8 protein-coding genes are annotated in these 13,588 nt (G+C 70.9%); 4 read left to right on the plus strand and 4 right to left on the minus strand.

Annotated elements, in window-relative coordinates; all coding sequences use genetic code 11:
- The first annotated feature begins 1 nt into the window (after nt 1).
- Nucleotides 2–1,228, plus strand: a complete 1,227-nt coding sequence (locus IM697_RS33110; protein WP_194039768.1) for a thiolase family protein — start codon at nt 2–4, stop codon at nt 1,226–1,228.
- A complete protein-coding gene (locus tag IM697_RS33115; protein WP_194039769.1) occupies nt 1,225–3,354 on the plus strand; it encodes a 3-hydroxyacyl-CoA dehydrogenase NAD-binding domain-containing protein in 2,130 nt (709 codons plus the stop codon). The genes IM697_RS33110 and IM697_RS33115 overlap by 4 nt, the downstream gene beginning before the upstream one ends.
- Before the next feature lie 55 nt (nt 3,355–3,409).
- On the opposite strand, the gene IM697_RS33120 is transcribed toward IM697_RS33115, so the two are convergent.
- The gene (locus IM697_RS33120; RefSeq protein ID WP_194039770.1) at nt 3,410–4,945 is read right to left on the minus strand and encodes a hypothetical protein; all 1,536 of its coding nucleotides are present in this window, start codon (nt 4,943–4,945) and stop codon (nt 3,410–3,412) included.
- A gap of 58 nt (nt 4,946–5,003) precedes the next feature.
- On the opposite strand from IM697_RS33120, the gene IM697_RS33125 reads away from it, so the two are divergent.
- Entirely contained in the window at nt 5,004–5,891 is an 888-nt protein-coding gene (locus IM697_RS33125; protein WP_194039771.1) for an endonuclease/exonuclease/phosphatase family protein, read from the plus strand.
- 91 nt (nt 5,892–5,982) lie between these two features.
- Here the strand turns inward: IM697_RS33125 and IM697_RS33130 are convergent, their stop codons facing one another.
- Entirely contained in the window at nt 5,983–9,831 is a 3,849-nt protein-coding gene (locus tag IM697_RS33130) for a bifunctional glycosyltransferase/CDP-glycerol:glycerophosphate glycerophosphotransferase (protein ID WP_265582685.1), read from the minus strand.
- 402 nt (nt 9,832–10,233) lie between these two features.
- Here IM697_RS33130 and IM697_RS33135 point away from each other — a divergent pair, with 402 nt between their 5' ends.
- A complete protein-coding gene (locus tag IM697_RS33135; RefSeq protein WP_194039773.1) occupies nt 10,234–11,325 on the plus strand; it encodes an LCP family protein in 1,092 nt (363 codons plus the stop codon).
- Nucleotides 11,326–11,341: 16 nt separating this feature from the next.
- Here the strand turns inward: IM697_RS33135 and IM697_RS33140 are convergent, their stop codons facing one another.
- Together IM697_RS33140 and IM697_RS33145 are read right to left on the minus strand one after the other, a co-directional pair.
- Entirely contained in the window at nt 11,342–12,457 is a 1,116-nt protein-coding gene (locus IM697_RS33140; protein WP_194039774.1) for a PLL family lectin, read from the minus strand.
- A 107-nt stretch (nt 12,458–12,564) separates the two neighbouring features.
- Nucleotides 12,565–13,581: a hypothetical protein gene (locus IM697_RS33145; protein ID WP_194039775.1), complete on the minus strand. Its 1,017-nt coding sequence runs from the start codon at nt 13,579–13,581 to the stop codon at nt 12,565–12,567.
- Nucleotides 13,582–13,588 lie beyond the last annotated feature (7 nt).

Here is a 13,588-nt window from a genome sequence, read left to right on the forward strand (position 1 = left end):
CGTGCCTCGTACCCTCAGGGACGTCGTCTTCGTCGACGGCGTCCGCACCCCGTTCGGCAAGGCGGGCCCGAAGGGCATCTACCACGAGACCCGTGCCGACGACCTTGTCGTGAAGGCCATCCGGGAGCTGCTGCGCCGCAACCCCGGTCTCGACCCGAAGCAGATCGACGAGGTCGCCATCGCCGCGACCACGCAGATTGGCGACCAGGGCCTGACCATCGGCCGTACGGCGGGCATCCTCGCCGGACTCCCCCAGTCGGTGCCCGGCTACTCCATCGACCGCATGTGCGCCGGCGCCCTGACCGCCGTGACGACCACCGCCGGTTCGATCGCCTTCGGCGCCTACGACGCCGTCATCGCCGGTGGTGTCGAGCACATGGGCCGGCACCCGATGGGCGAGGGCGTGGACCCGAACCCGCGCTTCGTCAGCGAGAAGCTGGTCGACGAGTCCGCCCTGTTCATGGGCATGACCGCGGAGAACCTGCACGACCGGTACCCGCAGATCACCAAGCAGCGCGCCGACGAGTACGCCGTGCGCTCGCAGGAGAAGGCCGCCAAGGCGTACGCCAACGGCAAGATCCAGGCCGACCTGGTGCCGATCTCGGTACGCCGCACCAACCCGGAGGCCGGCGAGACCGGCTGGGGCCTGGTCACGGCCGACGAGCCGATGCGCCCGGGGACCACCCTGGAGAACCTGGCCGGCCTGAAGACCCCGTTCCGCGTCCACGGCCGGGTCACGGCCGGCAACGCGGCCGGTCTGAACGACGGTGCCACCGCCTCGATCATCGCCTCCGAGGACTTCGCCCGCGAGCACGACCTCCCGGTGAAGATGCGCCTGGTCTCCTACGCCTTCGCGGGCGTGGAGCCGGAGGTCATGGGCTACGGCCCGATCCCGGCCACGGAGAAGGCCCTCGCCAAGGCGGGCCTGTCCATCGAGGACATCAACCTCTTCGAGATCAACGAGGCCTTCGCCGTCCAGGTCCTGGCCTTCCTCGACCACTACGGCATCGCGGACGACGACGAGCGCGTCAACCAGTACGGCGGCGCCATCGCGTTCGGCCACCCGCTGGCCTCCTCCGGCGTGCGTCTGATGACGCAGCTGGCCCGCCAGTTCGAGGAGCAGCCGAACGTCCGCTACGGCCTGACCACCATGTGCGTCGGCTTCGGCATGGGCGCGACGGTCATCTGGGAGAACCCGCACTTCGAGAACGCCGGAGGCAGCAAGTGAGCACCACCGCTGAGCTTTTGAAGGGTGCGGCCGAGCTGTTCCCCGACGAGGTCGTGACGTCCGCGCACGTACGCCACCTCGACCTGCCGTCCGGCGCCGGGCGCTTCGCCCTGATCACGCTGGACAACGGCTTCGACCACACCAAGCCGACCACCTTCGGCCCGGCCTCGCTGGCGAACCTCAACACCGCGATCGACCAGGTCGAGGCGGAGGCCGCGGCGGGCGACATCGTCGGCGTCGGCATCACCGGCAAGCCGTTCATCTTCGCCGTCGGCGCCGACCTCAAGGGCGTCGAGCTGCTGAAGGAGCACGAGGACGCGCTGGCCATCGGCAAGGGCGGCCACGAGGTCTTCAAGCGCCTCGCGGCCCTCGCGGTGCCGACCTTCGCGTACTACAACGGCGCCGCGATGGGCGGCGGCGTCGAGGTCGGTCTGCACTGCAAGTACCGGACCGTCTCCAAGGCGCTCCCGGCCTTCTCCCTCCCCGAGGTGTTCCTGGGCCTGGTCCCAGGCTGGGGCGGCTGCACGCTGCTGCCGAACCTGATCGGCGCCGACAAGGCCGTCTCGGTGATCATCGAGAACAGCCTCAACCAGAACAAGCAGCTCAAGGGCCAGCAGGTCTACGACCTGGGCATCGCCGACGCCATCTTCGAGGGCGCCGACTTCCTCGAGCAGTCGCTGATCTGGACGGCGGGCGTCCTCAAGGGCGACATCGAGGTCGAGCGTCCGGTGATCGACCGTGGTGAGGCCTGGGACCAGGCCGTCGCCAAGGGCCGCTTCATCGCCGACGGCAAGGTGCACGGCGCGGCCCCCGCCGCCTACCGTGCGCTGGACATCGTCGCCGCCGCCAAGAACGGTGACCTGCAGCAGGGTTACGACGCCGAGGACAAGGCCCTCGCCGACCTGATCATGGGCGGCGAGCTGCGGGCCGGCATCTACGCCTTCAACCTGGTGCAGAAGCGCGGCAAGCGCCCGGCCGGTGCCCCGGACAAGAACCTGGCGCGTCCGGTCACCAAGGTGGGCGTGGTCGGCGCGGGCCTGATGGCCTCGCAGCTGGCGCTGCTCTTCCTGCGCCGCCTGGAGGTGCCGGTCGTGCTGACCGACATCGACCAGGAGCGCGTCGACAAGGGTGTGGGCTACGTCCACGCCGAGATCGACAAGCTGCTCGGCAAGGGCCGTATCAACCAGGACAAGGCCAACCGCCTCAAGGCCCTGGTCACCGGTGTGCTGGACAAGGCCGAGGGCTTCGCGGACGCCGACTTCGTCATCGAGGCCGTCTTCGAGGAGATCGGCGTCAAGCAGCAGGTGTTCGCGGAGGTCGAGGCGGTCGCCCCGGCGCACGCGATCTTCGCCACCAACACCTCTTCGCTGTCGGTCTCCGAGATGGCGTCGAAGCTGAAGCACCCCGAGCGGGTCGTCGGCTTCCACTTCTTCAACCCGGTCGCGGTGCTGCCGCTGCTGGAGATCGTCCGCGGCGAGCAGACGGACGACGCCTCGCTGGCGACCGCTTTCGCGGTGGCCAAGAAGCTGAAGAAGACCGCGGTCCTCACCAAGGACGCCCCGGCGTTCGTCGTGAACCGCATCCTCACCCGCTTCATGGGCGAGATCCAGAACGTCATCGACGAGGGCACCCCGGTCGAGGTCGCCGAGAAGGCCGTCGAGCCGCTGGGCCTGCCGATGTCCCCGCTGGTGCTGCTTGAGCTGGTCGGCCCGGCGATCGGCCTGCACGTCTCGGAGACCCTCAACCGGGCCTTCCCGGACCGCTTCAAGGTCTCCCCGAACCTCGCGGCCGTCGTCAAGGCGGGCAAGCGCGGCTTCTACGTCTACGACTCCGGCAAGCCGGAGCTGGACCCGGAGGTCGCCGCGCTGCTGAAGCAGGGCGACGTGGTCCTCACCGAGGAGCAGGTCCGCGACCGGGTCCTGGACGCGGTGGCGCAGGAGATCGGGCTCATGCTCGACGAGGGCGTCGTCGCCGAGGCCCAGGACATCGACCTCTGCCTGATCACGGGCGCCGGCTGGCCCTTCCACCTGGGCGGCATCACGCCGTACCTGGACCGCGAGGGCGTCTCGGAGCGCGTGAACGGCAAGAAGTTCCTGGCCCCGGGCGTGGCGTCGGTTCCCGCGTAACGGGCGTACGGGTGTGAAGAGGGCCTCCGCCGCGGCGGAGGCCCTCTGTCGTCGGTCAGTAAGTACCGCCGTAATAGGCGCTCGTGCCGCTCACGGCGGAGGCGGTCATGACGGTGAAGGGCACCTGCGTCACGGCGGACTCGGCCCCGAAGGCGTCCACGGTGAAGACGTCGACGAGGTGGGCGCCCGCGCTCCAGGCCCAGCCCGAGTCCCACGACCAGCCGCCGTTCGCGGCGACCACGGCGCCGCCCAGCAGCACACCGTTCTCCCGGAAGCCGACCTGCGAGGCGCCCGGTGCGGACCCGGCGAAGACCACTCGGGAGTCCATCACCTGCTCGTGGGCGACGGGTTCCAGCACCGCCGGCGCGGCCGCTCCCTGTCCGACCGTGGAGACCACGGCTCCCTGGACCATGCCGGGCACCGCCACGCCCCGCGGCGGCGGGGTCGCCCCGGCCGGGCTGTCGACGGCCGTGAAGGACACCTCGGTCCGCTCCGAGTGGAAGCCGTCCGCGTTCACCGCGAAGAGCCTGAGGAGGTGCTTGCCCCTGGTCCAGGGCCGTTTCGGATCCCAGGACCAGGTGCCGTCGGCGGCGACGGGCGGGGAGCCCAGAAACTTGCCGTTCTCCCACAGGCTCACCCGTACGGCTCCCCTGGAGACGCCGGTGAGCCGCGCTCCGGACACGGGTATCTCGGCGTGGGAAGCCGGAGTCGTCACCACCGGCGGCGGGAAGGTCTCCGCGTCCCTCACCAGGGACGTGGCGGACAGATAGGCGTTGATCGCCGACTTGTCGCGGTCGGGCTCCTCAAAGCCGTTGCGCACGAAGCCCAGTCGCGGCGCCATGCCGTCGACCAGCAGGTTGAGGATGCCCATCAGGGCGGGGACGTTGCGCCTGGTGACCTGTGCGTGGTCGGTGATGAGCGGCGACTCGCTCTGGATGAAGTTGAAGTTCTCGTACCGCTCGAAGAGGCCCAGGAACGGCTCCACCTGGGTCGCGTACTGCTCGTCCTGGGGCGAGGAGACCAGGTAGATGTTGGCCTCCCTGTTGACCTCGGACCCGACCAGGTCAGGAAGGAGCGCGTCGAGGACGCGCACGTTCTCCTCCGGCACGCCCTCGCCCAGCATGAACGCCGCCACCTTCGGCTGGGCGTCCCGCACATACGTCCCGACCCGGAACTGGGGGACGATGGAGACGATGTTCCGGAAGCCGTACCGCAGTCCGAAGTGGAGGGCCGCGCTGCCGCCCTTGGAGCCACCCCACAGGGTCACGTCGTCCCGGGTGAGCGCCAGTGCCTCCATCACGTTGAAGATGAGCGTGGCGACGGACCCCTCCAGCGAGAAGTCCATCTCCTTGCACCAGTAGTAGCTGTTCATCCCGTCGAACCGGTCACGGATCCAGAGGATGTTGGCCCGGACATTGTCGAAGACACCGTTCGACCAGCCGTAGTCGTCGGGCGCCGAGAAGTTGGCGAAGACGACGACCAGGTGCCGGTTGCCGTTCTTGGCATGGGCGAACCGGTACTCGACCGGAAACGCCCCCGAGGCTTCGATCCCCTTGAGCACTTGCCGCCCGTTCGAGGGTGCTTTGGACATGTACGGACTCCACTCTCAGATTTTTGTGTCCGAACAGCGCATCGGACATCATGTCGTGATGCTTCCGACAACCTCCCGGCCGGTGCGGGCCGCGGCCGCCGCGCTCGCGCTGCTGGCGCTGGCCGCGGCCGTGGCGCTGACGCAGTGTGCCGCCGGGCCGGCCCGCTCCACCCCCTCGGTCCGGGCGCTGACGGTGGCGACGTGGAACATGTGCGGGGTGCGGCAGTGGCACTGCGAGCACACCGGCGACCGCGACGCGAAGCAGCGCGCGCTGAAGTGGCTCGCCACCACCGGCGGGGCTCGGGTGATGCTCGTACAGGAAGCGTGCGCCGGCGATATGGAGGCGGTGCGCGAGGACCTCGGCCGGTCCTGGCACACCGCGTTCCGGGCCTACACCTGGCGCGACGGCGGCGGACGCATCGCGACCGTGCGCTGCGCCGGGCGCGGGCAGGGCGCGGCCGGTCACGGCATCCTGTCGGCCGAGCCGCTGTCGGACGTGCGGTCGGTGCCCACGCAGCAGCCCACCGTCGGGGTGCGGCGCGGCGTCCTGTGCGCGACGGTCGCGGCAGTCGACGTACGGGTGTGCGGCGCGCATCTGAGTCCGCCGGGCAGCGACCGGGCGCACTCCGGCTGGGAGTTCCGCGACGACCAGCTCAGGGCGCTGGTGGCCGCGGTGCCCGCGCGGCGCACGGTCTACGGCGGTGACCTGAACGTCGGTCCGCCCCATGAGCGCAATCCCGACGCGGGGGTGTGGCCCGCCGCCCCCTACCGCACCCACCGGGAGTGCGACCAGGCGACGGCCGCCGCCCGTACGGGCCGGGCGACGCATGCCTCCGGCCACAAGCTGGACTATCTGTTCACCGGGCTGCCCAAGTCCCGCTGCCAGGTGCGCGACACCGGCGCCTCGGACCACCGGGCCCTGCTGATCCGGGTGCGCACCGGCTGAGGCGGGGGTCATCGGGCGTCGTGGCCCGGTGGGCGGGCCGGTCCGGGCCGGGGCGGGCGGGGGTCCCCGGCCGGAGGCGTCGGCGTCGGCGTCACGCGATCACGTCCTGGTGTGTCCGGCCCTCGGCCGCCGTCCCGTACGTTCCATACGTTCCGTCCTCGGCAGTCGCCTCGTATGTCGTACGGCCGTCCAGGGCGGGCTGGGCCGGCAGCGCGTCCAGCGGGTCGGCGCCGGGCCGGGCGAACCAGTGCTGGGCGTTCCACCGGATCGGGGTGAGCGAGCGCGCCGAGTGCCGGGGGTCGGCGCTGCCGACGGGCGGGGCCATGGCGTCCTCGGGCGCGAGGTCGCCGCCCGCGACGAGCATCCGGTCGGCGAGCCGCGCGGACGCGTACCCGTCGTCCAGGTCGCAGAAGTCGCGCTGGAAGCGGCGGTAGCGCTCGGCGTAGGTGTCCTGGATGCGGTCGATGTCGGCGATGGCCGTCACCAGGTCCTGCGAGGTGTACACCAGGGGGCCGGGTGCGCTGTGCTCGAAGTCGAAGTAGAAGCCGCGCAGTGTGTCGCGGTAGTGGTCCAGGTCGTAGGTGAAGAACAGGATCGGGCGCCCGGTGTTGACGTAGTCGAACATCAGGGACGAGTAGTCCGTGATCATCACGTCGGTGATCAGGGACAGGTCGGCCATGTCCGGGTAGTCGGAGACGTCGAAGACGAAGCCGTCGCCGGCGCCCGGCACCGGGTCCACCACGTTGGGGTGGCGGCGCACCAGCAGCACGTGGTCGGCGCCGAGGCGGGCCCGGGCGTCCGCCAGGTCGATGCGGAAGTCCAGCTTGTACTTGCCGGGGGCGTAGAACTGGTCGTCGCGCCACGTGGGCGCGTACAGCACGACCCGCTTGCCCTCCGACAGGCCGATGCGCCGGCGGATCTCCTGCTCGCGGTGGGCCATGTCCGGGCGGCGCAGGACGTCGTTGCGCGGGTAGCCGCACTCGACCATCTCGCCGGGGAAGCCGAAGGCCCGCTTGAGGATCGGGGTGGAGAAGCTGTTGGGCGAGACCAGCATGTCCCAGTTGCGCACCTCCTTGTCGACCCGTTCCAGGTAGCGCTTGTCGGCGAAGTGGATGGCCTCGATGTCGTGGCCGATCTTCTTCAGCGGGGTGCCGTGCCAGGTCTGGACGACGACCTGCCCGTCCCGCTTCTGGAACCAGTCGGGCAGGTGGTTGTTGGCGACGACGTAGCGGCTGGTGGCCAGCGCCTCGTACCACTCGGGGGACCACATGCGCACGGGTGTCGCCGTCGGCGGCACCTGGACCTGGTCGTCGCGTACGACCCACAGGTGCTCGATGTCGACGCCGCGCCGCACGAGTTCCTCGTGCAGGGCGCGCGGGCTGTCGGAGTACTGGGTGCCCTTGAAGGCGTCGAAGAGGACGGCCGGGCGCACCGGCCGGCGGCGGGCGGCCGGGTAGCCCCTGGTGCGCAGCAGCTTCTGGCGGTAGGGGCCGCGGGCGTCGTCGGGCATGGCCGAGTGCACCAGCAGGGAGAGCCGGTCCCAGGCCTCGGCCTGCAGTTCGTAGCGGCGCTCGTTCTCCTCGTAGTCCTGTGGGAACGCGGGGATGAGGTCCTGCTCGATCTTCACCGTCAGGTCTTCGAGGCGGTCCTCGCGCGCGACCGCCGAGTGGTCCTGGCGGCGCAGGAAGAAGTCCCAGCGGCCGGCCGCCAGCGGGATGTCCCCGGCCAGCGTCCGCATGGCGGCGGGGAGCAGGACGCAGCGGAACTCGTCGCCGTCCCATTCGAGCGGGACGCCGCGTTCCGCGCCGTGTGCGCGGGAGCGCACGACCAGGTGTGCGTCCCGGTACTCCTCGGCGGTCAGCCGGTCCGCGGCCAGGTAGCGGCCGTGGATCTCCAGGGCGCCGTCCGGCCGCCATGCCACACGCGTCGCCATGGGCAGGGTGGCGCGTTCGAACAGCACGAGGTAGCCGGAGCCGTTGCGGTGGACCACGACCTCGCGGTCGCCCTGAGGGGTCTGGAGGGAGTCGGGCATGCGGTGGTGCCCGTCCGGGGTCTCCTCCGCCATGACCGGGTAGAGGGGCGTCTTGCGGCCCTCCACGTGGAAGGTGGTCTTCCAGCCGTTGCCGCCCATGTTCCAGGACTGCGGGACCTCCGCGCCCGCCTCGGCGCCGGCGCGGTGGCCCGGCACCAGGACACGCAGCGGGATGCGGGCCGCGAACGTGCACCAGCCCTCGCCGCCGGGGGTGAAGTACACCCGGGCGTCGTGCCGTCCGGCGCCGCTCATGCTGGTGACCCGGAACTTGCCCCACTCGGGCACCTTCGGGCCGAGGTGCACACCGCGCAGTTCGAGCTGGTCCCCGACGATGCGGTGCCCGGTGATCCGGCAGCGCACGATCTCCACGCGCAGTTTGAGCTTGCCCTGGAGGAACACCGGAAGGACGCGGGTGTTCTTGTCGACGTACCGGTACGGCGGGTTGGCGCCGTTGCCCGCGCCGCCGCGGGAGATGCCGCGATAGCGGAAGAGCCCGCGGCTGAGGACGCCGGCGGCCACGTCCCAGGTGCCCTCGACCCACTGGCCCTTGCGCTTGAGGCGGGTGGTGTCGATACGGGCCTCGAAGCCGGCCCAGTCATAGCAGTAACGATTCTGTTGAGAGTGCTCGGTGGCCTGCGGCGCATACGTCGTCTTCGCGGGAGTGACCAGCATCCGCCCCTGCTTCTTGTTCCGCAGCGCGATCGCCTTCACCGACATGTGCTTCTTGTGCACATTGATGAAGCGGACGTACGCCGTGCCGCTGAGGGTCAGCAGGTCGGAGTCGGCGCTCCAGTTCGCGTCGGTCAGCGAGCCGTGCAGGGAGAGTTCCTTGTCGAGCCGGTACGCCTTCTTGTCGAGGCCCACCTCGCGGTCACCGAGGTAGGGGTAGTTCAGATAGCGGCGGAAGCGGCGCTGGACGGGCATCGGGCCGCCGCGGCGCTCGAACTCGACGACCTCGAGGAGTTCGGCCGGCCGCCCCGCACGGACCAGCAGCCACTTGATCCGGTCGACGGCGGGCAGTTCGTCGATGATGGTGGGGTCGGCCTCGTCGAGGAACTCCTTGGCCCACCGCATGAAGGACTCGCGGTACTCGTCGTCGGCGTCCGGCAGCACCTTCAGGTGCAGCATGAGGTCGGACTTCAGACAGGCGAGGTCGTACTTGCGCTTGCTGTCCTCGTACGCGCGCGTGCCCTGCCCGGCGAGGAAGCGGCTGACCGACTGCACGGCGGAGACCCGGTCCCGCAGGTTCGACAGCTCGGTGTGGCGCTGGGTGATCGAGGGCGCGGCCCCGCCCTCCCGGCGCCGCCAGAAGTAGACGACGTCGGTGATGACGTCGACCTTGGCGGCGCTGAAGTGGGCGTACATGTTGACCCAGGAGTCCTCGTACATGACGCCCTCGGGGAACCGGATGCGGTGGTGGTCCCAGAAGGAGCGCCGGAACAGTTTGTTCCAGACCGTGCGGTCGTAGATCAGCCCCTCGAACCTGGTGATGTGGGTACCGCGCCGGTTCTTCTGCATCAGCGCCTTGTGCAGGGGGGACTGCCACTTCTTGGTGGAGTTCATCATCTGCACGTTGCCCGAGACGAAGTCCGCGTCGGACTCCCGCAGCGTGCGGATCAGCAGTTCGTAGGCGTACTCGGGGATGACGTCGTCGCCGTCGACGAAGGCGAGGAACTCCGCTCTCGGGTCGGCGGCCCGCAGTCCGTGGTTGCGGGCGTGTCCCGGGCCGTGCGCGTGCTGGCGGACCAGGCGGAAGCGCGGGTCCGCGGCGCAGAACTCGGCCGCGATCCGGGTCGAGCCGTCGGTGGAGCCGTCGTCGACGAGGATCACCTCGAAGTCACGGAACGACTGGCGCGCTATCGACTCCAGGCATTCGGCGAGATAGCCCTCCACATCCTGAAAAGGCACGACAACGCTGAGACGTGGATGCTCCGCCAACTGGCACTCCTACCAAAACATTTCGCCCCGTGCGGACAGTCACTCCACACCGGACGCCCCACCCCTGAACACGGAGTGCCAAGCGGCCCCCTTGCCGCAGCGGCATCACCGGCTCCCCTCGCCCCGACCAACAGCTCCCCCCACCGTTGGTCACAGGTTCGCCACATCTTATGCGACTCTTATGGCTGGTCAAGAGCGCTTACTGTGTTGTTCATCGCCGAGACATGCTAAAGTCCCCCGCCCTCAAGGCGACTGTGTGTCGTTGCTTATAGTTCTCGCAGTTCATCAACGGCATCAGTGGGCCGGCACCCCCCACCCGGACCCCCGCACCCCCGCCGACGCGGGGTCCGTGAGGAGAGGAAACCGGACACGATGACGCACAGCGCCACCACCGAGTCCCGCCGTGCCCGCCGGGCCGCCCCGAGCGATGGAAGGCGCAAGTCCCCGCGCGGCAAGAGACGTTGGGGACGCATCGTGCTGCTGACGCTCCTGGTCCTGCTGCTGGCCGCGGGCGGTACCGGCTACTGGCTCTACAGCAGCCTCGACGGCAACATCAAGGGCGTCGACCTCGACCAGGCCATCGGCGACAACCGGCCCGAGAAACTGCCCACCTCCGGACAGAACATCCTGGTCCTCGGCTCGGACTCACGCGCCGGCGCCAACGCCGCGCTGGACACCGGCCGCGTCGCCGGCGCGCGCTCCGACACCGCGCTGGTGATGCACATCCCCGAGGGCCGCACCCGTGCCGTCGCCGTCAGCATCCCGCGCGACACCCTGGTCACCCGGCCCGCGTGTACGAAGGCGGACGGCACCGAGGCGAAGTCGGCCGAGCGTGTGATGTTCAACTCCATCTACTCGCAGATCGGCCCGGCCTGTGTGGTCAAGACCGTGGAGCAGATGTCCGGGGTGCGCATGGACCACTATGTGGAGATCGACTTCGCCGGATTCCAGGGGCTGGTCGACGCGATCGGCGGCGTGACCGTCACCGTCGAGCAGGACATCCACGACTCCTCCAGCGGCCTGAACCTCGCCGCCGGCACCCACCGGCTCGACGGCACCCAGTCCCTGCAGTTCGTGCGCACCCGGCACGGCGTCGGGGACGGCAGCGACCTCGGGCGCATCGGCCTCCAGCAGCAGTTCATGGTGGCCCTGCTCACCGAGATCAAGAAGCAGGACCTGCTGGGCAGCCCCACCAAGACCTACAAGATCGCCGACGAGCTCACCACCGCCCTCACCACCGACTCCGACCTCGCCTCGCTCACCAAGCTTGCGGACTTCGGCCGCAGCCTGAACGGGGTCGACCCGTCCACCATGGAGACGATCATGCTGCCGGTGGCGTACGACAAGGTGGATCCCAACCGGGTGGTGGCCGCCGAGCCGCAGGCGACCCAGCTCTGGAAGGCGATCCGCTCGGACTCCGCGATCCCCGAGTCCGCGAAGAAGTCGCCCGCGACGGGCGGTTAACGACCACGGCGCCGGGCTACAGGCGCTGCCACCCGCCGAGGGACAGCCCGGCGCCGTCCTCCTGACGGGCCACCTTCGGAACCCCGTCGGGACCGATCAGTGCCATCACCACCCGGTCGCGGCCGTCCCGGGCCAGCGCCGGGGCGCCCTGGCAGGGCTCGGACAGCCCGTACCACCAGAACCCGGCCGACTCGTTCTCGGTGCCGCCCATACCGAGCACGGCCGAGCCGTCGCGGTCCCGGTAGGCGAGGGCGACGCAGTCGTAGCCGTCCAGCGACGTGCGCAGCACCGCGTACGGCCGTACGGCCGGGGAGGCGCCCAGCGCGGTCGGCGAGCCCCCGGCCCGCCAGGCCGCGGCACCGCCGCTCTCGGTGTCCGTCCAGAAGAACGTGGGCCGGTCCGGTCCGGTCTCCACGGCGGCGACGGTGCCCGGCGCGGGGCGCAGGGAGAAGCCCCGCGGCCCGCTGAAGTCGCCGCCCGGCGCGGTCTGACGCCAGATCAGTACGCCGGTCTCGGCGGCGGCGCAGATCTCGATCCGGCCGCCGGCGAGGGCGACCGGTGCGGGCAGCGCGTCGAGGCCGGCGCCGTGCAGGTCCTCCCAGGCGCGCCACTTGCCGTTCGGGGCCTCCCGGCGCAGCATCAGGCCGCCGTGCGCGCCGCGCACGAAGACGTGCACGGTGCCGTCGGAGGCGATCGCGCCGACCGGCGGGCCGAGTTTCCCGGCCTGCTCCCGGTCCTGGTGCGGGTTGCCGAGCGAGCGCCAGTCGGTGACGGCGAGTCCCGTCTGGTACTGGATGGCGTGGACGACGTCCACCCCGGGCGTGCCGTCGGCGGCGGTCCGCTCCCGGCGGCCGAGGAAGTGGACGTAGGAGTCCGCGCCCCGGGCCACCGTCAGATGGGTGAGTCCGGCCACGGGCACGAAGTGCGGTCCGCTCCACCCGGGGCCGCCGACGGCGGTCTCCGTCCAGCGCAGCAGGCCGCCTTCGGTGGGCGCGTAGAGCGTGAGCCGACGGTCCTTGCCGAGGGTGAGCCAGTCACCGTGGGCCGCCCCCGACGCGACGCGTCCCTGATCCGCCGTGCCGCGCCCGTCCGGACCTGAAGTGCCCACGGGGCCCGCCGACCTTCTCCGCATGGCCTGGTGCACCTTCCTCAAGCCCGCCGCGTCACGAACGCGGGAACCCCTGAACCCGGTACATCATATGCGGTTCGCTCACCAGTTCCCCGGCGGTGCGCGGCGCGTCAGACCGCTTCCCACGCCGACAGCGCCAGCCCCGGCTCGTCCTTGCGGCGCGTCAGCAGCAGCTGTCCGGCCGAGGGGGACAGGGCGGCCGCGACCACCCGGTCCTGCTCGTCCCTGGCCAGCGCCACGGTCGCGTCGGCGGGCAGCCGGGGCCCCGACTCGGTCCACCAGGCGCCGGCCGACTCGTCCTCGGTGGGATAGGCGGCGAAGGCGATCCGTCCGGACGCCGAGCGCTGGGCGAGCAACGTGCAGTCGTGGCCGTCGAGTTCGCAGCGGACCGCGGACACCGGGCCGGGGCCGGCGGACGTCAGCAGGGTGACGGGCTTGGTGCCGGGGCGCCAGGCGCACAGGTCGCCGGAGTCGTCGGCGTAGAAGAGGGTGGTGTGGTCGGCGGAGGTGGCAAGGGCCCGCAGGGTGCCCGGCCGGACCGGGGTCTGCATCGCCTCCTGAAGGACCGGGACGGCACCCGGCTTCTCCTGCCGCCAGTACAGGATGGCCCCGGGGACGGCCGCGTACAGCTCGACCAGCCCGGACTCCCCGGTCACCGCGGCCAGGTCCTCCTGTACGTCGCGCCCCTTGAGGTCGCGCCACGGGCCCCAGCCGCCGACCTCCTTCTGGCCGCGCATGCTCACGCCGCCGCCCCTGTTGCGGACGAAGACATGGGCCCGCCCCTGCGCGTCGACCGTGACGGCGGGTGTGCCGGTGCGGTCGCCGGCCTGGTTCGGGTGGCCGATGGGGATCCAGTCCAGGGCGGCCAGGCGCGGCCGGAAGTGCGTGGAGTGGACCAGGCCAGCCTCGCCCGCCCTGGTGGGGCGCCAGGCGGCCAGATGGGCGTAGGCGTCGGTGCCCTGGCCGATGGCGGGGCCGGGGTGCAGCTTCTGGTCGCCGCCGACCCGGCGCGGGGGTTCCCAGGGGCCGCCGGGTCCGAGCTCCGCCCGGCACAGCACGGCGTCGTCGGTCGGCAGATAGACGCTGAGGCGGCCGTCGCGGCCGCGGATGAGCCAGTCGCCGTTCACCGGTTCA

Origin of the sequence: Streptomyces ferrugineus (assembly GCF_015160855.1) — a bacterium.
GTDB lineage: Bacteria > Actinomycetota > Actinomycetes > Streptomycetales > Streptomycetaceae > Streptomyces > Streptomyces ferrugineus.

What these genes read in the sequence shown, in the direction of transcription:
- IM697_RS33120 (WP_194039770.1), bottom strand. Translation starts at nt 4,945, where the DNA reads ATGTCCAAAGCACCCTCGAACGGGCGGCAAGTGCTCAAGGGGATCGAA.
- IM697_RS33125 (WP_194039771.1), top strand. Translation starts at nt 5,004, where the DNA reads ATGCTTCCGACAACCTCCCGGCCGGTGCGGGCCGCGGCCGCCGCGCTC.
- IM697_RS33135 (WP_194039773.1), top strand. Translation starts at nt 10,234, where the DNA reads ATGACGCACAGCGCCACCACCGAGTCCCGCCGTGCCCGCCGGGCCGCC.
- IM697_RS33140 (WP_194039774.1), bottom strand. Translation starts at nt 12,457, where the DNA reads ATGCGGAGAAGGTCGGCGGGCCCCGTGGGCACTTCAGGTCCGGACGGG.